The organism is Desulfoluna sp. CLI2B (assembly GCF_056847375.1).
This window is the reverse complement of sequence record NZ_CP186557.1, coordinates 5,381,229-5,402,862: the sequence shown is the minus strand read 5'-3', so window position 1 is coordinate 5,402,862 and position 21,634 is coordinate 5,381,229. Positions and strand designations below refer to the sequence as shown.

The 21,634-nt window shown below is 58.1% G+C and carries 12 protein-coding genes and 2 pseudogenes; 6 read left to right on the top strand and 8 right to left on the bottom strand.

The window, feature by feature from the left end; genetic code table 11:
• Nucleotides 1–313 precede the first annotated feature (313 nt).
• From ACOYW2_RS25170 to ACOYW2_RS25155, 4 genes and pseudogenes are all read right to left on the bottom strand, one after another.
• Nucleotides 314–976 (bottom strand): response regulator, encoded by a 663-nt coding sequence (locus ACOYW2_RS25170; protein ID WP_482771087.1) that lies wholly within the window; start codon nt 974–976, stop codon nt 314–316.
• Nucleotides 966–2,672, bottom strand: a pseudogene (locus ACOYW2_RS25165) (histidine kinase dimerization/phospho-acceptor domain-containing protein); the annotation flags it as partial. The gene ACOYW2_RS25170 and the pseudogene ACOYW2_RS25165, both read right to left, overlap by 11 nt.
• Before the next feature lie 460 nt (nt 2,673–3,132).
• Entirely contained in the window at nt 3,133–4,137 is a 1,005-nt protein-coding gene (locus tag ACOYW2_RS25160; RefSeq protein WP_482768349.1) for a BMP family lipoprotein, read from the bottom strand.
• The gene (locus ACOYW2_RS25155; protein WP_482768348.1) at nt 4,134–5,192 is read right to left on the bottom strand and encodes a BMP family lipoprotein; all 1,059 of its coding nucleotides are present in this window, start codon (nt 5,190–5,192) and stop codon (nt 4,134–4,136) included. Before ACOYW2_RS25155 ends, ACOYW2_RS25160 begins: the two co-directional genes overlap by 4 nt.
• Before the next feature lie 694 nt (nt 5,193–5,886).
• Between ACOYW2_RS25155 and ACOYW2_RS25150 the strand changes: the two genes are divergently transcribed.
• Nucleotides 5,887–7,332: an ATP-binding cassette domain-containing protein gene (locus ACOYW2_RS25150; protein ID WP_482768347.1), complete on the top strand. Its 1,446-nt coding sequence runs from the start codon at nt 5,887–5,889 to the stop codon at nt 7,330–7,332.
• Between the two features lie 234 nt (nt 7,333–7,566).
• Here ACOYW2_RS25150 and ACOYW2_RS25145 read toward each other — a convergent pair whose 3' ends face one another.
• Nucleotides 7,567–7,989, bottom strand: coding sequence for an HIT domain-containing protein (locus tag ACOYW2_RS25145; protein ID WP_482768346.1), 423 nt, complete (start codon nt 7,987–7,989; stop codon nt 7,567–7,569).
• Nucleotides 7,990–8,821: 832 nt separating this feature from the next.
• Between ACOYW2_RS25145 and ACOYW2_RS25140 the strand changes: the two genes are divergently transcribed.
• A complete protein-coding gene (locus tag ACOYW2_RS25140; RefSeq protein ID WP_482768345.1) occupies nt 8,822–9,319 on the top strand; it encodes a hypothetical protein in 498 nt (165 codons plus the stop codon).
• Nucleotides 9,320–9,558: 239 nt separating this feature from the next.
• Here the strand turns inward: ACOYW2_RS25140 and ACOYW2_RS25135 are convergent, their stop codons facing one another.
• Complete coding sequence (locus tag ACOYW2_RS25135) at nt 9,559–11,079, bottom strand: sigma-54 interaction domain-containing protein (protein ID WP_482418546.1); 1,521 nt, start codon at nt 11,077–11,079, stop codon at nt 9,559–9,561.
• 458 nt (nt 11,080–11,537) lie between these two features.
• On the opposite strand from ACOYW2_RS25135, the pseudogene ACOYW2_RS25130 reads away from it, so the two are divergent.
• The 4 genes and pseudogenes from ACOYW2_RS25130 to ACOYW2_RS25115 all read left to right on the top strand — a co-directional run.
• Nucleotides 11,538–12,248, top strand: a pseudogene (locus tag ACOYW2_RS25130) (Y-family DNA polymerase); the annotation flags it as partial.
• Nucleotides 12,249–12,265: 17 nt separating this feature from the next.
• Complete coding sequence (locus ACOYW2_RS25125; RefSeq protein ID WP_482768344.1) at nt 12,266–12,898, top strand: DinB/UmuC family translesion DNA polymerase; 633 nt, start codon at nt 12,266–12,268, stop codon at nt 12,896–12,898.
• 1,120 nt (nt 12,899–14,018) lie between these two features.
• The gene (locus tag ACOYW2_RS25120; protein ID WP_482768343.1) at nt 14,019–16,181 is read left to right on the top strand and encodes a TonB-dependent receptor; all 2,163 of its coding nucleotides are present in this window, start codon (nt 14,019–14,021) and stop codon (nt 16,179–16,181) included.
• A gap of 349 nt (nt 16,182–16,530) precedes the next feature.
• A complete protein-coding gene (locus ACOYW2_RS25115) occupies nt 16,531–19,272 on the top strand; it encodes an efflux RND transporter permease subunit (protein ID WP_482768342.1) in 2,742 nt (913 codons plus the stop codon).
• 479 nt (nt 19,273–19,751) lie between these two features.
• Here ACOYW2_RS25115 and ACOYW2_RS25110 read toward each other — a convergent pair whose 3' ends face one another.
• Together ACOYW2_RS25110 and ACOYW2_RS25105 are read right to left on the bottom strand one after the other, a co-directional pair.
• Nucleotides 19,752–20,702: an electron transfer flavoprotein subunit alpha/FixB family protein gene (locus tag ACOYW2_RS25110; RefSeq protein WP_482418542.1), complete on the bottom strand. Its 951-nt coding sequence runs from the start codon at nt 20,700–20,702 to the stop codon at nt 19,752–19,754.
• Nucleotides 20,702–21,490, bottom strand: a complete 789-nt coding sequence (locus ACOYW2_RS25105; protein ID WP_482768341.1) for an electron transfer flavoprotein subunit beta/FixA family protein — start codon at nt 21,488–21,490, stop codon at nt 20,702–20,704. Before ACOYW2_RS25105 ends, ACOYW2_RS25110 begins: the two co-directional genes overlap by 1 nt.
• Nucleotides 21,491–21,634: the final 144 nt, after the last annotated feature.

The window sequence follows — 21,634 nt, the reverse complement described above, 5'->3', positions numbered from 1 at the left end:
ACCTCAAAAAATGCGGGAGGCAACGGATTGTTCAAAAAAACGCAAAAGTTATGAACAATGGGGGCGTTCTCTGAACGTTGTTTTTGGAGTTGTTCTGGCTGGGTTTTGGCTGGTTGTAGATGGGTTTTGATGTGTTTTGGTCGGGCGGGTGCGGCGTATGGTTTGTGTTTGGGGTGTATGATGTGTTTTTGTTCTTTTTTGGTGCACCCCTTTGCCCTTCTGACGTGCCGGATACCCCTGTTTCAGGGCCTGAATGATACCCGTGGCCATGGTTTTGTCGCCTTGGTGCTTACGACATGCGTTTTTAGGGCGGTCACACGCTGTCGTCGGGGACATCGGAGAGATCTGAAAGGTCGAGGTCGGGGTAGAGGCGTCTGGCGCAGTCGGCGCAGATGCCGTGGGTGAACCCCAGCTCTGAGTGGGTGGAGAGGTACTTTTCGATCTGGTGCCAGTAGCCGTCGTCATCGCGCACTTTTTTGCAGGAGGCGCAGATGGGCAGGAGGCCGCGAAGGGTTTTGACATGGGAGAGGGCCTGCTGGAGCTCTTCAATGAGCCGGGCCTGTTTGGCGATGAGGAGGCGCACCTGCACATGGGTGCGGACCCTGGAGAGGACCTCTTCCCGCCTGAAGGGTTTGGGGATGTAGTCCTGGCCCCCGCATCGGAACCCTTCCACAATGGCCGTGGTCTCGCCCTTGGCCGTGACAAAAACCACGGGGATGTCTTCGGTGAGGGCATCGGCCTTGAGGGCACTGCAGGTGGCAAACCCGTCGGGGCCCGGGGGCATCATCACGTCCATGAGGATGAGGTCCGGGAGAAAGTGCCGGGCCACCTCAATGGCCTTGGTGCCGTTGGTGGCAAAGGCGAGGTTGTACCCTTCCGGTTCCAGGATTTTCATGATGAGGTCGATGTTTTCCGCCTTGTCGTCCACGATGAGGATTCTCGGAGGGGCGGGGGTGTGCTCGTCAGGGGTCTGCATGGGGATCTCCTTGGGCGGCTGCATCCATCAGGGCGATGATGCCGTCCATGTCGTATTTTCGCATCAGTCGGGTCATGGTTTCTTTGGCCTCTCCGTCCAGTTGTTCCATTAGCTTTTTGAGTTCGCTGATTTTTCCGAACCGGGCTGCCTCCCGCACGGCGCGGCGAAGGTCTGGCGGCAGGTCAACGGCCATGGGGGGCAATGGGGTCGGTGGTTTGGAAACGGGTTTGAAGGCCACGGGGAGCAGGGTTTCCACAGCATGGGTCACGTCATCGATGCGAAGGGGTTTGGGAATGCAGTGGTCAATGCCCTCTTCCTGGGCGAGCTGCTCCTTGAGTTCAAAGACATCGGCGGTGACCAGTACCGTGGGGACGGGTGCGGGATCTTTTCTGGCCCTGGCCATCCGGGCCGTGTCCAGGCCGTTGAGGCCGGGCATGTGGTAGTCCACAAAGAGAATGTCCGTGGGGCGGGTGTCCAGCTGAGACAGGGCGTCCCGTCCGTTGTCCACGGTGGTGACGTCGAAGCCCAGCCCTTTGAGGATGGTGGCAAGGACGTCCCGGTTGTGCTGGTTGTCGTCCACCACCATGGCCGTGAGGGCGCCGTTTTTATCCAGGGTCCTGGGGCTTGGGGGCGATGGTGGCGCGGGCAGGCTTTCCATGGGCACTTGGGGCAGCTTGAGGGTGAAGTGGAAGCGGCTTCCCAGGCCTTCGCCCGAGGTCAGCTCCAGTTTGCCTCCCATGAGCCGGACATAGCTGTCGGAGATGGGCAGGCCCAGGCCGGTACCCTCTTCCCGGGCGTCGGTGTGGCCGGCGAAAGGGCAGAAAAACGGCGGGCCATGCCGTCGGGGATGCCTGTGCCGGTATCCCGGACCTCGAAGTGAAAGAGGTCCGGGGCGGTCTCTTGCACTCGGAGGCGGATGGCGCCGGAGCCGGTGAATTTGACGGCGTTGTTGAGCAGGTTGATGAGCACCTGGCGAAGTTTGCCTTCGTCGCCCTCCACCGGAAGGCAGATGCGCCCTTCGGGCCCCGAGACTTCCCAGGCAAGGTTTTTGTGCTTGCACCTCAGGGCAAAGAGGGTGTCCAGATTGGTGAGCAGGGCCATGAGGTCGAAGGGGATGACCCGAAGGTCCATTTGGCCCGCTTCGATCTTGGAAAAATCGAGGATGTCATTGATAACCCCCAAAAGGTGGGTTCCGCTCTTTTCAATGGTGTCCACGGCGTGGCTGGTGTCCGGGTCACCCAGCTCCTTTTGCTGGAGGAGCTGGGCGTAACCCAGGATGGCGTTTAAGGGGGTGCGGATTTCATGGCTCATGTTGGCCACGAAAATGCTCTTGTACCGATTGGCCACTTCAGCCTCTTCCTTGGCTTTGTGCAGGGCCTCTCCCATGGCCTCTTTCTCTTTGATCTTCTCCTGCAGGAGACGGTTGGTCCCTTCAAGCTCCCCGGTCCGTTCCTCCACCTCTTTTTCCAGGTGGGCATAAAGGTGCTTGAGGCTGCTGCTCATCTCCTGGAAGGCATGGCACAGGTCGCCTATTTCATCGGTGCGGACGTCTAAATCGGGCTTGACGAATTCCCCCCGGGAGAGGGCCTTGGCCATGGTGGAGAGGGTGACTACCGGGGTGACAATGCTCTTGGACAGGAAAAGATGGAGGCTTACGGCCACCAGTCCCAGGATGAGAAAGCTGCCCACGCTCAATGTGATGGCGTCTATGCGGAGCTGGGCCACGGCGGTGTCGGTGAAGATCCCGATTTCGACCTCACCTAAGGGCACGCCGGTGTCGGAGGTGATGGCCTTGGAGGCGATGAGGATGTTGCTGCCGGTACGGCGCTGTTTTTTTGTGACATCTTTTCCGCGGATAATGGTCTTGATGTTGATGAGGGAGTTGCCGGAGGTGTCGTAGATTTCACAAAAGGCCACCTGGGGGAACTGCTCCACGCTCAACGCCACCTCTTCCAGGATGAAGTAGTTGTATTTTTCCAGGGGCTGCACGCTGAACTCTGCCACCAGGGCGGTGAGCCGCTCGGTCTGCCGGGTGAGGTCCCCCATGAGCTGGTGCCGCTGCTTGTCCAGGATCAGGGCCCCGGACAGGATCAGGGCCACCAGGAGGATCAGGAGGATCCCGGTGGTGATCTTTCGCTGGAGTGTCCAGGCAAAGGTCATGGCGCTCCTTTTGGCGGGGCAGCGGTTCGGGGAAGGCGGATCTCACCGGCGATGATCTTCAGGCGCACCTCCTCCAGGCGGTCGAGGAGAGCTTCGGGGATCCGGGTGCGGGTGTAGGTCATGGGGGACAGGCCCACCCCCTCTTCCAGGAGGCCATAGTGGCGAATGCCGGGGCGAAAGCGGCCCATGGCGATTTTGGCCACCTCTTTGTAGGTGGCGATGTCCAGGCGCTTCATCATGCTGGTGAGAACATGGCCCACGGCAAGGTGGTCCTGATCCGAGTCCACACCGATGACAAAACGGTCGGCTGCCCGGGCCGCCTGGATGACGCCGTTGCCCGTCAGGCCTGCCACGGAAAAGATGGTGGTGGCACCGCGCTCGTACATTTCGGTGGCCACGGCATGTCCCCTGGCGGGGTTATTGAACCCGCTGTAGTCCGGGGCTTCGGAGATAAAGGCCACCTCTATGGGGATTCCCGGAGAGGCGTAGCGGACCCCGGCGCGAAACCCGGTGAGAAAGGGGGCCATGACCGGTATATCCACGGCTCCGATGTAGCCCACCTTCTGGGCGCCGGGCATGGAGGCTGCCAGGAGACCGGCCAGAAAAGACCCCTCTTCCACGGCAAACACCGTGGAGACAACGTTGGGGAGGCCCTTGATGGGGACATCGTGCATGATGAAATAGACGTCGGGGTGGCGCTTGGCGTAGGTGGTCACCAGCTCCTTGAATTCAAACCCGTTGGCCACGATTACCTGCACCGGTCGCTTGAGAAGGCGTTGCATGGCTTGTTCGGCCGCGGCCTGTGATTTTTCCATGTCCTCCACCACCACGTCGATGCCCAGGTCCTGTTTGGCCTTGATGAGACCGGCGTAGGTCATGTCGTTGAAGGATTGATCGCCGATGCCGGAATGGCCCACGAGAAACCCCACGGAGATGGAGGAGCCAGAGACGGGGATTGCAGGTACCAGAAGGGCTGCCAGAAAAAGGATGAATGATTTCATGGGGCGGCCTCCTCGCACCGGTGCACGGTGAGTTTTCCTGAGATGATGTCGGACTCCGCCAGCTTCAGCTGCCGGTGGATCGCCTCGGGGATCATGTCCCGGGTGAACCGCATGGGGCTTAAGCTGACGCCGCCGTTTTTCAGGTTGTACGGGCTCTCTCCGGGCTGGAAGCGTCGGGAGAGGATTTTTTCCACCTCCATGAGGGAGGCCCGGTCCAGGCGCTTCATCATGCTGGTGAGGATGAGCCCCCTGGCCATGTGGTCCTGATCGGCGTCGACGCCGATGACGTAGCGGTCGTGGGTCCGTGCGGCCTGGATGACCCCGTTGCCCGAGAGCCCGGCCACGGCATAGATGATGTCCACTCCCTGGCTGTAGAGTTCGTCGGCCAGGGCGTAGCCGGCATCGGGGTCGCTGAAGCCGGAGTAGTTACCTGCCTCGGTGATGTAGCGGGTGATCACGGTGGCCTCGGGGTTGGCGAACCGGACCCCTTGGGTGAACCCCATGTGAAAAGAGCGGATGGCGCACATGCGGACCCCGCCGATGAACCCGATGCGTCGGGTTTTGGTCATGGCGCCTGCCAGGACACCGGCCAGGAAAGACCCCTCGTGGTTGGCAAAGGTGGTGGAAACGATGTTGTCATAGCCTTGGATAAGGTGGTCATTGATGATGAAGGTGATCTCAGGGCGTTGGGATGCCACGGTCTTGACCAGGGGGAGAAGGCCCGCACCGTTGCAGACCACCACTGTGGCTCCGGCGGAGAGCAGGGTGTCCAGGGCCTCTGCCCGGGAGGCGTCGTTTTCTTCGGCCGGTGCGTAGGTGAGGCGAATGCCGTATTGCTCGCGAGCCTTGGCCAGCCCGATCCAGGTCATGTCGTTGTAGGACTGGTCCCCGAGTCCCCCGCCCCCGGCAAGGAACCCCACGGTGAGGGATTCGGCCCCGCAGGTTCCCCACAGCATCAGCACAAGGGCCAGCAGCGGGAGAAGGCCCGCTCGGATGATGCGACCAGGGTGGGGCGTGGTGTGGCGCCGGCAGTTGTGGGACGAGGTGATACGCATGTTGTCCTGCTGTTGTTAAAAATATGGAAACCGAACCCCTGGGAGGCATTCGTTGCCGACCATCAGGCCAGCCATGGGGCAAGGGGGCGTGGAAAAAGGGTGGGGAGGCGGATTCAAGGGGTGGTCATGGCGTTGGGCCTGTTTAAAAAATTACCATACCGACCTGTAAATAAAAAGGCTGTTTTTCTATGGATCTCAATGGGTTTGGGTGAAAATGGCGCCTCGGGCGCCCCTTGGGAAGGGGTGGGAGAAGGGAACGGAATGCGGAAAAGAGATGAAAAAAGGTGAAAAGTTATGAACAATTGGGGCTTCTGGTGGCGTGTTTCACGCGTTTATGAGGGAAACCAGGTGGAAAGTCGGTTCTGATGTGAGGGGTGTGGCGTTTGAAGGGGTTGTTGTGGTGAATATCGGTGTCTTGTCATGTGTTTTTCGGGTTTTGTATTGGTTTGGGGTCGAGTAATGGTGGTTTTGAGGGGGATGATCCCTCTTTGGTGGGGAGAAATGGGCAGGCACAACCCGGCTATGGGCGATATCCCTCGATGTACTGAGGGCTCCTGGGGCAGAATGGGCGGAATGGACGGAAAAAGAATCGTAACCATTCAGCTCAAAACAGCCTCCGGCGGCCCTGCCGGAGGCTTGCAAAGAATCTCCCTTAAAGTTTGGTCCATGGCTGTGCTATATACGCCCCATGGACATGACACTTTCATCCGTGGACTATCGTATCGCAGGCAACGCCTGGCTTCGTGACATCAACCTCACCCTCTCACCGGGGCAGGTATGGGCCGTCACCGGACCCAACGGCTCGGGAAAATCAGCCCTGGGAACCCTGCTGGCCGGCAAGGCCGAGCCCACATCGGGGAGCCTCACGGGCATGCCCGAGGCCGTGGGACACCTCTCCTTTGAGGAGCACCTGGCCACCATTGAGCGGGAAATCCGGGAAGACGACACCGATTACATGGATCGCATCGACCCCGGTCGGTCTGCGTTGGGGTTTATCATGGAGCAGGTGAAGGACGAGCCCAAGGCGCGCCTGTTGGGGGAATCCTTTGGGCTGGCTCCCCTGTTTGAGCGGGGCCTGCGCTTTCTCTCCACCGGAGAGATCCGAAAGACCCTCATCTGCCGGGCCCTGATGAAAGATCCCACCCTCATGGTCCTGGACGACCCTTTTTGCGGACTGGACAAAGGGGCCACAGCTTCTTTAGGAGAGCGCATCCACGGGTTGTCCCGTACCGGGGTGACCCCGGTGCTCATTTTGGGGCGAGAAGGGGAGGTAATGCCCTGGGTGACCCATGTAGCCGAGATGAACCAGGGGCGCCTTGTGTACTGCGGCCCTGCAAAAGGGTGGGCCCAAAAGCGACCTGCCAAGGTCGCTTCGGCCCCTGCAGCGCTTTCCGATGCCTGCTTTGTCCCGGCGGAAGACGCCACGGTGTTCATGGAAGGAGAGCCCCTGGTTCGGTTTCAGGACGTGTCCGTGGCCTACAACGGACGGCCCGTGGTGTCAGGGGTGAGTTTTGCCTTGAGAAAAGGGGAGCACCTCATGATCACCGGCCCCAACGGCTCGGGAAAATCCACCCTGCTCTCCATGATCAACGGGGACAACCCCAAGGCCTACGGCAAAGACATTTCCCTTTTCGGGCGCAGGCGGGGCACCGGAGAGAGCATCTGGGAGATCAAAAAAGAGATCGGTTACCTCTCCGCCGAGTTCCAGATTGGCTACAGAGCTTCTGCCACACCCTTCTCCGCCATCCTTTCGGGCCTTACGGACTCCATCGGCACCTACCGGCGGTTTTCCCCAAAAGAGAAAGAGGCGGCCCTTGCCTGGCTCGATGCCATGAACCTCTCCCATCGCAAAGAGAGCCCCTTACGCAGCCTCTCCTCAGGGGAGCAGCGCATGGTCCTTATTGCCCGGGCCATGATCAAGGCCCCTGCCCTCCTCATTCTGGACGAACCCTGCCAGGGGCTGGACGATGCCAACAGCCGCTTTGTCCTCGACCTGGCCGACCGGGTGGGCATGAGCGGAAAAACCACCTTGATTTACGTCACCCACACCGAGACCGACACCCTCTCCTGCATCACCCACCACCTGCGCCTGACCCCCGACCGGGAAACCGGCAGCACCGCACGGGTGGCACAGGTTTAACCAGGGCCAACGCATGTAACTATTCAGCTCCAAAAAACAGCCTCCGGCGGCAAGGTGTGCCACCTTGAAAGCAGATAGCAGATGTGATTTGCCCCTCGTTCCTCGGGTCAAATCACATCTGCATTTAAAACGGCATTCATGTAACTGTTTTTTATGACCCATTTGTTAAACGTTTAGCTCCCGGCAGGGCCGCCGGAGGCAAACAGCTAAATGCGTTTGTCCTGCAGGTCACACTCAAGCCGATAGAAAATCGTCGCCAAGCTGTGTTTTGAGGGTGCTGATGAGCTCCTGTGCCTCGGTATCGGTGTAGGGCTCAGCGCCGGGGGCTCCCCAGACCGGTGCGGGCCAGCAGTAGTCGGAGGTAAAGCGGCCCACCACGTGGATGTGGAGCTGGGAAACGACGTTGCCGATGGCGGCCACGTTGAGTTTTCCTGCGCCCAGGCTCTCTTTGGTGAGGCGGGAAAGGGTGCAGACCGCCTTGTGCACGGCCTCCTGAAGGGGGGGCTCCAGCTCGTAGAGCTCGGTCTTCTGGGTGGGGGGCACAAGGATGAACCAGGGGACCTTTTTGTTGTTCATGAGAAGCAGGCAGAGCCCGTTTAAGGTGCCCAGGGTGAAGCAGTCATGGTCCAGTCGGGGGTCGAGGGTAACATCGGTCATGGAGGTCTCCTGTAAATAAAGGGTGAATGGCCGGCTCAAAAGCTAGTCCGAAATGTAATTGTTTCGTATCTGTTTGCCTCCGGCGGCCCTGCCGGGGGCCAAACTTTTGCCAAACTATATGATCTGGGTTTGACAAACAGGTCTTGTAAACGCTTATGCTTTTATAAAGCGTTGCCGATAAGCCCATTGCTTCACATCGAACAGATATGCAACCGGGATGTTTTTGCGGAGCTTTTTCAAAAAACGAATACCCCGGAGTTATCCCGGTTTAAGTCAAGTGAATCCCAAGTGCCATTTATCGTGTTTTCGGAATAATGAAAGGGGCCTTTTCTGCAAAAACGATGGCCATATGTCACACACCACGCGAATGCCCCCGAAAGCGTGTGTAAGGCGACTGCCTCCATGCATTCGCCATAGGGTTTCAAGGTGCCCCACCTTGCCGCCGGAGGCAGGCTTTTGGTAACGACTTTAACCATAGAAAGCAATCTGAATAGTTTCCCCGAATTCAGGGCAAAGATCAACGGCGGCCATGTGGCTTAAGGGATGTGTCATGGGGAGGAACGTTTGTGTTTGCTCGTATTTTGCCTTTAAAGCAGGGGTAAAGCTAAGGGGAAAACCAGCCGAAAAGGGGAATGTGGGGCTGGGTGTTGCGGTCCCTTTAAATCAACCTCCCCCTTTGCCGCTAAGCCCCAGCGGGGCTGAGCGGCAAAGGGGGAGGTGACCGGAACGTTTTTGCGGGGCTTTTTTTTAAAAAGCGGCCCGCCGGAGGCGTAACCACAAGTGATGCTCTGATTCGGGTGGATCTATAACGACGTAGCGTGGGAGAGAGGTGATGGCACAACCCGGGTGGATCCGATATCGGCTTTTGATGATGGTGCTGGGGGCCTGCCTGATGGCCTCCTGTGTGGCGCGGGTGGAGCCTGTGGACAGGCGACAGGCCTATCTGATGTCCCGGCAGATCCACAAAGAGGAGCAGTTTCTGGAGGTACGCCCCTTTCTCTCCCAGTTCGGGGACATCCCGGTACCGGGCGAACTCTATGAGGTGGCCGAGCACACCCTGCTGATGGAGACCCGGGGCGAGAAGACCGGGCTCATCGTCTACACAGGGCGGGTCTTGAAAACCTCCCTGGAAATCTTTTTCAGGGCCGAGCTCAAGAAGAGGGAGTGGACCCTGGTGACGGCCTGCGCCTCCGAGCCCTCCACCGTGCTTCTTTTCAACAAGAAAACCCGCTGGTGCGTTATCATCCTCGACGCGCGGGGACCCCACACCGATGTCCGCATCGGAGTCTCCCAGGACCTGGGCCTTGCCCCGCGCCTTGTGGGCCACTGAAGAACAGATCGCTTTATCAAAAAATAATGCCGCAGTGAGTTACCCGAGATTCAAGGGGCAACGTGCTGCGGCATTTTTTTTGAAAGTTTTGGTAAGCAGATTTTGTAACTAGTCAGTTGCCTCCGGCGGGTCGTTTTGTTGATGGACCCGCTTTAAATAAATCAGGCAACCGTTTGGCCCCCGGCAGGACCGCCGGAGGAAACGATGAACTGAATTGTTTCCCAGATTTTAAGCAAGCCCTATCTGTAATCCTTGTAATGAATATCGTATTTCTGGGCCTTGTAGGAGAATTTCCTGACGGTGGTGCCCAGCATCTGGGCGGCGGCGGTGATGTTTCCCCGGGTGTTTTTGAGGGTATCGATGATCATCTCCCGCTCCAGGTTGGCCGTGGCCTCTTCCAGGGTTTTGGCCGGCAGGGTGCCGGACTCGGTGCCGGTCTGGAGGGTGGGCGGCAGGTGGTAGCCGTGGATTACCCCTTCGTTGCATAGGAGAACGGCCCGTTCAATGCAGTTTTCCAGCTCCCGGACGTTGCCCGGCCAGTGGTAGCTCATGAGCATGTCGATGCCCGGGGTGGAGATGCGCCGGATCTCCTTTTCGTTCTCCTTGGCGTACTTTTCCACAAAGTAGTCGGCCAGAAGGAGGATATCGGTTTTGCGCTCTTTCAAAGGGGGAAGGAAAATGGGGAAGACGTTGAGCCGGTAGTAGAGGTCCCCCCGAAAGGTCCCTTCGTCCACGGCCTGTTCCAGGTTTTTGTTGGTGGCCGCGATGATCCTGACGTCGCTTTTGAAGGTGCGGTGCCCCCCCACCCGCTCGAACTCTTTCTCCTGCAGGGCCCGTAAGAGCTTCACCTGCACATCGAGGCTGATGGAGCCGATCTCGTCCAGGAAGAGGGTTCCCTTGTGGGCCAGCTCGAATTTACCCTGCTTCTGGTTGATGGCGCCGGTAAAGGCGCCCTTTTCATGGCCGAAGAGCTCGCTTTCGATGAGGTTCTCGGGCAGGGCCGCGCAGTTGACCTTGATAAAGGGGTGTTTGGCGCGGTTGGAGTTGTAGTGGATGGAGTTGGCCACCAGCTCCTTGCCGGTTCCGCTCTGGCCCCTGACCAGCACGGTGGCGTTGCTCTTGCACACCTGGGAGATCATCTGGTAGACCTCCCGCATCTTGTTGGAGTTGCCGATGATGTTGGTGAACCGGTACTTGTTCTCCAGCTCCGTGCGCAGGCGGGTGTTCTCTTCCTTGAGTTTTTCCTTTTCCCGGTTGATCCGTTCTAAATTGATCACGTGGGTGGCGATCATGGTGGCCACCACCGAGAGGATCTCCGTGCCTTCGGTGAGGGAAAAGCTTGCCTCAAAGGGCCGGTCCACGCTCAGGGCGCCGATGACCCGCTTTCCCTTGATGACCGGTACGCAGAAGAAGGAGTACTCCACCCCGTTGTGCTTACGGGAGGCGGTGCGGTCCAGAAAGAGAGGCTCTTCGCTGATCTTGGGAATGGCAACGGGCTCGCCTTTTTCAAAGACGGTGCCGGTGATCCCTTCACCGGGCCGGTACTTGCCCTTGCGCATGGCGCTCTTGGAGAGGCCGTGGGCCACCTCGATGTTGATCTCGTTACGCCTGGAGTTCAGGAGCGTGATGGTACCCCGCTCCATATCCATCCCCTCTTCCAGGATGTTCAGCACATTGTACAGGGCGTTTTTGAGGTCGAGGTGCTCGTGGAGGGCTTTGCTGATTTCAAAGAAGAGTCTCGTTTCGTTCAGGCGTTTCATGCCGTCTCCCAAAGGCTCTGAAATGGCATCGACTCCCCGGCAGGGCCGAGGGGGGCTGCCTTTTGATAAGGGGGCCGGGCGACAGGCCTTTTGCCTGCCGTCGGGCGGGGGCGGCTGACTGAAGGCGTCTCCTTCCCGAGTCGCCGCCATGGGTCAGTGATAGGGAAAAACCGGGGTGAAGGCAACAAATTTGTAATTTTTGGCGACTAAATTTCAAGGGGCCGGAGCACGGAATATCCGGCGTCTTTAGGGGTAGGCGGTGAAACAGGTGGATCCCCGGGGTTTCAGAACGGTTCTCATGTGCGTGCCCCTGGCACTCTGTCGGCTCATTGTCATCACCGGGTACCGGTGGAGGGGAATGTCGGTGTTGTCAGTTGTGGTGAGCATGCTCCGTCAGGAATTTGGTTCCCTTTTTGGATATGATATAAGATATCTGATATATTATATATCATTACCCAATGCAGTGCTCGGTTTCTCCAGGACCAACGCATTTGGATTTTTGCCTCCGGCGGCCCTGCCGGTTTCCCCACCCCGTGTTGAAAAGCAAAGGGGGCGGTGCTACCTTAATATGTGTGCAGGCAGGAGGGCGGGCTCGCCTTGGCTCCACGCCTTTTTCTAATGATCGTTTACGGGAATCCGGCATGATTCTTCACCTTGACATGGATGCGTTTTTCGCCGCAGTGGAACAGTTGGACCATCCCGAGCTGCGCGGGCAGCCCGTGGTGGTCTCCGGCCACTCCGCCCGGTCCGTGGTGTCCACGGCAAGCTATGAGGCGCGTCGTTTCGGGGTGCATTCGGCCATGCCCCTTTATGAGGCCCTGAAGCTCTGCCCCCATGCCCGGGTGGTCCCCGGCAACCGGCGGCGCTACAAGGAGATCTCCGCCCGGGTTTTTTCCATCTGCCGGGAGTACACTCCGTTGGTGGAGCAGGTCTCCATCGACGAAGGTTACCTTGATGTCAGCGGGTGCCAGGGCCTCTTCGGTCCCCCCGAGACCATCGCCCGCACCCTTCGAAAGCGGGTGGCCGAGGAGACAGGCCTCACCTGCAGCGTGGGCGTGGCCCCCTTGAAATTTCTGGCCAAGGTCGCCTCGGACATCAACAAGCCCGACGGCATGTACGTGATCTCTCCCGAAGCTATGGACGCCTTTCTCGTGGCCCTGCCCGTGAAAAAGGTCCCGGGGGGCTGGTGGAGGCCAACTGTGTGCCCCTCCTCGAAGAGCTGGGCATCCGGACCCTGGGAGATGTCAGGCAGTACCCTGCCCAGGCCCTTACCAACAAGATGGGATCTGCCGGTGAGCGCCTCACTGCTCTGGCCTGGGGACAGGACCTCTCCCAGGTGTCGGCCGAGGCCGACGAAGCCAAGAGCATCAGCAGCGAGACCACCCTGGATAAGGACACCACCGACCCGGCCCTTGTCCACACCCGTTTCCTCGCCCAGGCCGACGAGGTGGCAGCCCAGCTCCGCCGCAAAGGCCTCTTTGCAAGACGTGTGGCCATCAAACTCACCTTTGCCGACTTCCGGCGCATCACCCGTCAGACCACCCTGGACACCCCCACCCACCTCTCCGGCCGCATCTACGAAGAAGCCGTGGCCCTTTTCAACAGGGAATGGAAAGGCCAGCGCATCCGCCTCGTGGGCCTCGGCTGCTCCCAGCTCACCCACGACGAATCCGCAGCCCCCAGCCAGCTGGACCTCTTCGGCCAGGTCGCCCGCCGCCAGGCCCAGGACGACGGCTGGGAAAAGGTGGAACACAGCGTGGATGCCATCCGTGAAAAATTCGGAAAATATGCTGTCACCCGGGCCCGGGTGAAAAAATAAAAAAGATGACGATTCAGCTTGCCTCCGGCGGCCAGCTTTTTGAAAAAAGCTGGACCAAAAATGTTTCGGTTGCATCCCTTTTTTCTCATCCCCGCGAAGCTGAGGGAAATAAGGGCTTAAAGAGCCGCTGAGTCCAAAGCATATGGCTCATCAATGTCAGAGACACAACCGGAATCCCCCTTAAGACCTGTTTGTGAAACCCAGTCTATAAAATTTGGCAAAAATTTGACCTCAGCAGGGCCACCGTAGGTTTTGTTGGCCTGAGTAGCCGAAAACAAGAAAGGTTGTGGGGATGTCCCTGCCCAGAAGTAAGGGCAGGGACATCCATGATCCCAACGGAGCTGGACTTCGGGCAGCGGAGTCCGTTTTCCAGATCCGTTGGGGGCCCGGCGCCAGAAGCTGGAGGAGAGTTTCACCTCCATGGCCCGTTCCGGTCACCGAGGACATCGACACACTCCTTATTCGAGGTCTTTTTCCCTTCTCTGATGAGGTGAGCCGTGGAGGGCGGCTTCGTGGGAGAAAGGGGCTTGGAGCCGGTGTGATGTGACCCGTTCTCAGGAGGACTGTTTCGGCCTGTTTGAACGTGTTGCGTCTCTGGTGTTTGACTTGTGAGGGGTGTGAAAACATCGGAAAATAAATTTTGGTTTTTTAGATAAAAGAAAACATAACACGACGATGACTGGTGACTCACGGCTTGAAAGTTCAGCTTCTATAAGCTTGTAAATGTTGTGTCAATTAATTTTTTCGATTGCAGTATAAAGTTAGGGAGTACGAAAAGAAGCAAAAGGGCCAATGGCTAAAAAAGTTTGACTTTTCAAACTTGCCCCTTTACCGTGTCCAATAATTTGGGGTGCCTAATTTTATTTGGTGTCCAGAGTTAGCAGCGGAGTGTTTATCGTTGTTTTTCAAGTCATCATAGAAAGGGGTGTCGTCATCCGGCAGCCACTGTGCCTTTTTCCGGCCCGAAAGGTACAGAATCAGGGTCGCCGTATTACCTCGCGTGTCTCTTTCAATGGGTGACCTGAACTTTTCGGTCATGGACCCTGTTGCCACGTCGCCATATGGCGGTGGCATAGAGCCTCGGCCAGTTATGAGTGCTATTTCAGGAGTTGTTTCAGACATGAAGTTGAGGAGTGTGATGGTTGCCGGTACCCTTATCGGCCTGATGTGTTCATCCGGTGCGCTGGCAGTTGAAGGGGAGCAACAACCCAATGGAGGCAAAGACACGGTCAAAGAGTTTCAGATGGAAAACAGTACGGTTACCGGTGAATATATCGAGATAGAAGCCATCAGCAGCACGAAAAATATCAAGGTGATTACCAGGGCGGACATGGAGAATAAGGGCTATGAGAGCCTCTCCGAGGTTTTAGATGATGTTCCGGGCATCAACGTGAATAAGACCGGGTACGGAGAAATTGATATTCGAGGGCAGGGGAGCCGCACCGCCAGCCGTAACATCCAGATCATGGTGGACGGGGCGCCCATTGGAGTGCTTACCCAGCACCCCTTCAAAACCGACTACAACATCATCCCCGTCGATCAGATCGAAAAGATAGAGATCATTGAAGGTGGCGGGGCTGTTTTGTACGGTAGCGGCACCGCAGGCGGAGTCATTAATATCACAACGAACCTGAAGGGGATGAACAAGCCCCAGACCTCCGCAGGGTATGAGTACGGTTCTGAGAATGAGCACCGCTGGTTCGCCAACGTTGGTTTTCAGCCTTCGGATAAACTGGTTCTCCAGGCCAACTACTCTGGAGAAAATTCAGATCTTTACTTCAAGAACACCTTCAGAAAGAGTGATTACTTTGGGTTGGGTGGTGCCTACAGGCTCACGGACAACCAGATTCTCTCTGTGAAGTACACCCATTTTGAAGAGGAAGGGGACTATGTCTACAACGTAAACAAAGAAAAACTGAGGGAGGAGGGCAGGCAGTATGTCCCCACTAAGAGAAGAGTCATCGTTGCCTACGATGAGGTGACGGGGGATTACACCTTCAAGGATGTGGATGGGTACAACCAGAGCGACAGGGAATCCAACGGCTTTAAGGTAGCCCACAGCATCAATTTTACAGACAACCTTTCTCTTATGACAGACCTTGTCTCCCAGGAGGGGACATTCCGAAACACCCACTATGAGACAAAGGATACGGATTATGAGAGCTTAGGGGCCAAGCTTAAGCTGAACTGGCGCTACGGTGATCAGCAGAATCTTTTGGTGGGCGTGGACCGTATCCATCAGGAATCGACCTTCGAAGAGTATCAGCACAGTAAGAAGGCAAGCCTCTCTTTCAATTACGAGAAAGATGTCCAGGCCCTTTTTATTCACAACAAAAGTCGTCTTGGCAGTTTCGAGTTTACCCAAGGGGTGAGGTGGGACGCCACGGATTGGGAGACCACCAAGCCCGAGGGGTCGGGAAGCAAGTTTGCAGGCACATCGTCCACCTTCGACAACGAACGGCGAAATGAAGCCTATGAGTTGTCGTCCGCCTGGCTCTATTCCGACACGGGACGCCTTTTTGCTAGGTACGAGCGGGGGTTCACAACCCCCGACGGCATTCAGATAACCGACGATGTGTACGTGGACAGCAAAACGCGCATCTTCCAGCCCACGGAAGCCGAAGACGAGATCTACGACACCTATGAAATCGGTATGCGGGATTACTTTCTTAACACCTTTCTCTCTGCCACCGCCTACATCACCACCACGGACAACGAGCTCAATCGCGTTAAGGTTGTCAATGACATCGGGGCCGCCAGCTGGAAAAAAGATCGGAAGACTCTGAACCTTCTGGAGACGGAACGCTACGGCGTGGATGTATCCGCGGAACACGTGTTTGGCCGGTTGACGCTTTCGGAAAGCTACGCCTGGTCCATGGGCAAGACCGATTACAACAGCAAGGGGAAAGCCATTATCGATGCAGGCAAGAAGATCGACTGGACCGACAGCGGCCTGGAAAAGGTTCCTGAGCACAAGGTGGTCCTCACCGCAGATTACGATCTGACCCCGCAGTTGAGCGCTGGGATGACGTATAAGTATACCGGCGGGTATAAAAACTATTTCGATAAAGGGGATAAACCCGAAGACGACCTGGTGGACAGTTACGAGCTCACGGACCTGAGCCTGCGCTATGCCATGAAGGGGGGGCTTACCCTCTATGGCGGGGTCAACAATCTGTTCGACGAAACGTATTACCGCTATGTTTCCAGCGGGAGCAGCTCGTCAACAGTCTGGCCTGCCTTTGGTCGTACCTGGTACATTGGGGCCAGGTACACCTTTTAGATCCGGGGTTGTCGTTTTTACTTTGTAAAATATTTTCTCGATGCACCCGCATTTCGCTTTGGTCACCCTTCGGGGAGGTCAAAACGAAGCGTGGGTGCGAACATGTCACACCCCACGCGAATGTTTTGAAAATGGTTGCATGAAGTCTGCCTCCATGCATTCGCCACAGGGTTCCCAGGTGCCCCACCTGGCCGCCGGAGGCTGGCTGTTTTTCTGTTGGTTGTGCCTTTGGCGGTGAGGCATCTGTTTGGCCCTGAGAGGGCTGTTTTATTTTGTCCTTTTGTTTTACCTGTCGTACAAATAGTGGGTGATCAACGGTATCTGCTCTTTCTCGACACAGGTGAAATTTATGAGACGCTACATTCGATTTGTTATTGCTCACCCCCTTCTCGTCCTGGGGGTGCTTGCCATCATCACGGCCTACCTGGCCCCTGGCCTGGGGCTTCTGACTTTCAACAACGCCCTGGAGGCCTTTATGCCCCGGGACGATCGCGACTACCTTCAAAACGAAGAAGCCAAGGAGATCTACGGGGACAACAGCCGGTTTTTTATTATCGAGGTGTCCGGCAAGGCCATGACCCCTGCTTTTTTCGGCCGGGTGGAGAGCCTGGTGGAGGACCTGGAGGCCTACAAGGACTACCCTTCCGTGGAGATGGACGCAGGCCTAAGGCGCTTGACGGCCCTGGCCCAAGAGCCCCCAGCCTCTGCCGAGGCCCTTCTGGAGGACCTTTCCCCCTGGCCCCTGTTCCAGCGCCTGGTGGCCCGCAAGCTGGATGCGGGCCAGCCCCTGGATACCGAGGCTCTGGATGCCCTTGTCCTGTCCGTGAAAGAGAGCCTGGCCCTCATGGCCGAAGCCCCGGTGAAGCGGGTGGTCTCCCCCATGAGTGTTTCGGATATCCGTGCCGAGGGCGACGACTTGTTTACGGGCAAGCTCCTGGAAGAAGACGATGACGGTAAGCGGATCATGCCGGCAACCGGGGAAGAGGTGTCGGCTGTTTTGGAGCGCATGCGGGCCAACCCGGCCTTTCGCCACGGGATCTATGCGGAAAACACTCAAGGGGAGATCACGGACTTCGGCATCGTGGTGACCTTCAGCAAGCGTCCCCGGGTGGATCGTATCTCCCGGGAGGTTATTGCCATCTGTGAGGCGCAGCAGGACCTCAAGGTGATGCCCCAGGGCTCCCCTGTGGTAAACGGGCCTCGCCAACACACGGACCTTCGCCGGTTTCTGCCCCTGGTGGTGCTGGTGATGGGGGTGACCTTTTTCATCAACTTCAGGTCGCCTTTGGGGTTTCTCCTGCCCCTGTGTTCCCTGGTGCTTTCCACGGTGTGGATCATGGGGCTCATGGGGCGGTTTGGTTACTCCATCACCCCTTTGGGGATCTCCCTTCCTCCCCTCATGGTCTCGGTGGGCAGCTCCTATGCCATCCACATCTACAACCAGTTTCTTGCAGACTCCCGGCTCATGGAGGAGAAGGGATTTTCCGAGGGGCTCTGCCTTGCCATGGAGCACATCAGCCAGACCGTTCTTTTTGCCGGGGTGACCACCATGATCGCCTTTGCCACCCTTGCCACGAGCCGCCTGTCCGCGGTGCGGGAGTGGGGGCTCCTTTCGGCGGTGGGCGTGGTCTTCTCCGTGATCCTGGCGTCTTCCCTTATTCCGGCCATTCTCACCCTGGTGGGCAAGGTGCCCGGCGCCCATAAAACGCAGGCGCCACCCCGTGGACCGCTGCGTCCACCCTTCTCCTGGCTGGTGACCCGGCATCCCCGAAAGGTGGTGGCGGGTACGGTTCTGGTCCTGGGGCTTTGTGTGGTGGGCATGTACCGCCTGGAGGTGGAGTCCGATTTTCTCCTCTATTTTAAGAAAAACGACGAGATCCGCGTGAGCGCCCGGGCCGTGGGAGAGAAGTTCAAGGGCCGCTCCGGCTTCAACCTCTTGATCGACAGCGGAACCCCCGGCGGGGTCCTGGACCCGGCTTTTCTGAAACAGGTGGAGGCCATCCGCCGGGAGCTGACCCGGCCGGAGCGTTCGGACTGGTGCATCGGCCGCACGGATTCCCTCACCGATTTTCTCATGGTGATGCACCGGGCCATGAACGGGGACAACCCGGCCTTTTATCGCCTGCCCGACTCCGCAGGCGATGTGCTGGACTATTTTGAGATCTACGGGGGCGAAGACGACAACGACGACGGCAGGCCCGATGAGTTCGAGGCCTATGTGGACCCGGACTGGCAGGTGATGAACCTGTTGTGCCGCCTCTACAGCGGGGACGGGGCCTCGGTGGGCACGACCCGCACCGGCCGGATCATGGGTGAGATCGAGGCCTGGCTGGACAACTCCCTGTCCCAAGGGATCACCGCCCATATCACCGGGTTTCCCAAGATCGACGTCAAGGTCACCGATTACATTGTAAAGGGCCAGCTCTCCAGCCTCCTGCTGAGCCTGGCCGTGATCTTCGGCATTGTGCTGGTGCGGTTCCGTTCGGTGCACGCCGCCTTGCTCTCCATGGTGCCCATGGGGGCTGCGGTGATGATCAACTTCGGGATCATGGGCTGGTTCGGAGTCCACCTGGACATGCTCACCAGCATCATCGCCTCCATCACCATCGGCATCGGAGTGGACGACACCATCCATTTTCTCCTGGCCTACCGCCACCACGCCAAAGCCAACCTCTCCAAGGAGGAGTCCCTGCTGCGTACCCTGGCCGTGTCGGGCCGGGCCATCAGCTACACCTCCCTGGCCCTTGTGGTGGGCTTTCTCGTGCTGGCCACCTCCAACTTCGTGGCCGTGGTCCTCTTTGGCCTGCTCATGGCCGTCACCATGACCGCCACCACCATCGGGGCCCTTCTGGTGCTGCCCTCTCTGATCCTTCTTACCGGGTTCTACCCCCAGCCTGCCGTGGCCGAAGGGATGGCACCCAAAAAGGTGGACCGCCTCATCTCCCTGTTCCGATCCCTTGAAAACAGGCCCGGTGCACTCAAATGCACCGAGGAGCCAAACCTCCCCGAACAGAGCGAAGAGGCCTACCAGAAGGAACAGGCCGCCTGGCTTGCCGAGGTGAAAAAGAGGAAAGAGAAGAACGGAAAATAACAGCGATGCCTCCGGCGGCCAGGGGATAAATCCCCTGGACCCCTGGTTCGCAAATGCTCCGGGGCTCGTTCCTCGCCCTACGCATTTGCTGACGGGCTGCGCCCGTGTGGAATAGACAAGAGCGTGTAGCAAGACACCTCAAAGGCTGAAAATCGGCCCATGCACTGACGCGGCTCACACACCGGAAGACATGGCATCACCCGTGATGTGCAGGGTGCATTTTATGCACCAGGGCGAATGTCTCTCAGCTGTCGAATTGAGACGGACCATGGCCGCCGGTATGTACCATGGTGGGCATGACACTTTTTCTCCCTCTGCGAACCATCCAATGCCCCCGTCTTTCCCCCTGTTGCGACCCATGGAGAGAGGGGCCCTGCTGGCTGTGGTGTCCCGCCAAACACAAAAAGGGCGCATCGACATGGTCGATGCGCCCTTTGGCTTTTCAGCTCAGAGAGCGGGAGCAAAGCCCCGCAAGTCTCTTAGAGGTCGTTGACGGCCTCGGTGAGTTCGGGGAGGAACTCGAGGATGTCGGCAACGATACCCACGTCCGCCACCTGGAAGATGGGGGCGTTTTCGCTCTTGTTGATGGCGATCATGAAGCCACCCTTGATGCCGCCCAGGTGCTGGAAGGAACCGCTGATGCCGCAAGCAAGGTAAACCTTGGGCTTGACGGTGCAACCGGAGGTACCAACCTGACGTGAGGGCTCGAGCCACTTGGCGTCGACGATGGGACGGGAGCAAGAAACTTCGGCGCCTGCGCCGAGGGCTTCGGCCAGCTCGTGGGCCATCTCGATGTTGTCCTCGTCTTCGATACCGCGGCCGATGGAGACGAGCAGATCGGCTTTGGTGATGTCCACGTCGCCAGCCTCGGGCTCAACGATTTCGATGAACTTGCGCTTGGCGGACAGATCGCCTGCTGCAGCAGCTTCTACGCTGCCGCCAGCGGACTTGGACTCGTCGGCTGCGAAGGTGCCGGGGCGAAGGGCCACGACTGCGCCGTTGGAAGCGTCCACGTCCACGTGGGTGTTGACTTCGCCGCCGAACTCCTGGCGTACGGTCTTGAGGGTGGTGCCGTCGGCTTCGAGACCGATGATGTCGGAAACGTAGGCAGCATCCATCTTGATGGAAAGGCCGGGGGCGCAGTCCATGGCGAAGGTGTTGTTGGCGAAGAGGACGATGGACCCTGCGGGGATGACGGTGAGCAGGGCTTTGCGAACCACTTCGGCGTTGGGGTAGGCCAGGGCGGCGTCGTCAATTTTGATGACTTTGGGGAAGATCTTGGCGGCTTCGTCGGCCACGGCGTCGATACCGGAACCGGTGACGATGGCGGTGACATCATCGCCTACGGCCTTGGCAGCCACGACCAGTTCCATTGCAGAATCATCAAGAACGCCATCGGTGTGTACCAAATATGCAAATACCTGTGCCATTACTGCAGCCCTCCATTCGCCTTAAGGATTTCGATGAGTTTTTCGATGATCTCCTCGTTGCTTCCTTCAAGCATCTCAGCGCCATCACCGGCCTCGGGAACGAAGTAGTCGGCCTTCTTGACCTTGGCACCGGCTTCGCCTACGGCGGCGGCGTCAACGCCCAGATCGGCAGCGCCGAACTCGGGGATTTCAACACCGGAGACCTGACGGATACCGCGGATACCCACGTAGCGGGGCTCGTTGATACCGGTCTGGATGGAGAGAACGCAAGGCATTTCGATTTCGTTCATCTCCTGGTTGCCACCCTCGATCTCACGACCGACGGTGAGCTTGCCGTCACCGGTTTCAATTTTGTTGACCAGGGACGCATAGGGGTAGTCGAGCATGGCGGCGAGCATGCCGCCCACAGCACCGGCCCCTTCATCGGCCTGGGCACCGGTGAAGATGAGGTCGTAGCTGCCTTTGTCCACGCAGCCCTTGAGGATGGTGGCCACGCCTTTGCAATCGGAACCCTCGAAGGCGTCGTCGGTCAGGAGGATGCCTTTGGCAGCGCCCATGGCCATTTCACGACGGAGCACTTCGTCGGACTCGTCATCGCCAACGGTGACAACCGTTACGGTGCCGCCGACCTTGTCAACAATCTGAATGGCTTCTTCGACAGCGTAGTTGTCCCATTCGTTTACGGAGAAAACCAGATCGTCACGCTCGATGTCGTTGCCTTCGGCGTTCATTTCGATCTCGTTTTCAGCCGAGTCGGGAACTCTTTTGACACATACTAAGATTTCCATGTTATTCCTCCCAAAAAGTTAATATATACCCGAATCTTGACAATCTCGTCTGTTGGTGCGCCTTCAAGGGCTTACGCCCTGTGGGCGGATCGCAGGCACATGATTCACAGGAATATACATGGGGCCGCCCGCGCGGCCCCATTT

Excerpts from the sequence above, each read along its gene's own strand:
- ACOYW2_RS25170 (WP_482771087.1), bottom strand. The coding sequence starts at position 976 with ATGCAGACCCCTGACGAGCACACCCCCGCCCCTCCGAGAATCCTCATC.
- ACOYW2_RS25135 (WP_482418546.1), bottom strand. The coding sequence starts at position 11,079 with ATGAAACGCCTGAACGAAACGAGACTCTTCTTTGAAATCAGCAAAGCC.
- ACOYW2_RS25160 (WP_482768349.1), bottom strand. The coding sequence starts at position 4,137 with ATGAAATCATTCATCCTTTTTCTGGCAGCCCTTCTGGTACCTGCAATC.
- ACOYW2_RS25155 (WP_482768348.1), bottom strand. The coding sequence starts at position 5,192 with ATGCGTATCACCTCGTCCCACAACTGCCGGCGCCACACCACGCCCCAC.
- ACOYW2_RS25110 (WP_482418542.1), bottom strand. The coding sequence starts at position 20,702 with ATGGCACAGGTATTTGCATATTTGGTACACACCGATGGCGTTCTTGAT.
- ACOYW2_RS25145 (WP_482768346.1), bottom strand. The coding sequence starts at position 7,989 with ATGACCGATGTTACCCTCGACCCCCGACTGGACCATGACTGCTTCACC.
- ACOYW2_RS25115 (WP_482768342.1), top strand. The coding sequence starts at position 16,531 with ATGAGACGCTACATTCGATTTGTTATTGCTCACCCCCTTCTCGTCCTG.
- ACOYW2_RS25150 (WP_482768347.1), top strand. The coding sequence starts at position 5,887 with ATGACACTTTCATCCGTGGACTATCGTATCGCAGGCAACGCCTGGCTT.
- ACOYW2_RS25140 (WP_482768345.1), top strand. The coding sequence starts at position 8,822 with ATGGCACAACCCGGGTGGATCCGATATCGGCTTTTGATGATGGTGCTG.
- ACOYW2_RS25120 (WP_482768343.1), top strand. The coding sequence starts at position 14,019 with ATGAAGTTGAGGAGTGTGATGGTTGCCGGTACCCTTATCGGCCTGATG.
- ACOYW2_RS25105 (WP_482768341.1), bottom strand. The coding sequence starts at position 21,490 with ATGGAAATCTTAGTATGTGTCAAAAGAGTTCCCGACTCGGCTGAAAAC.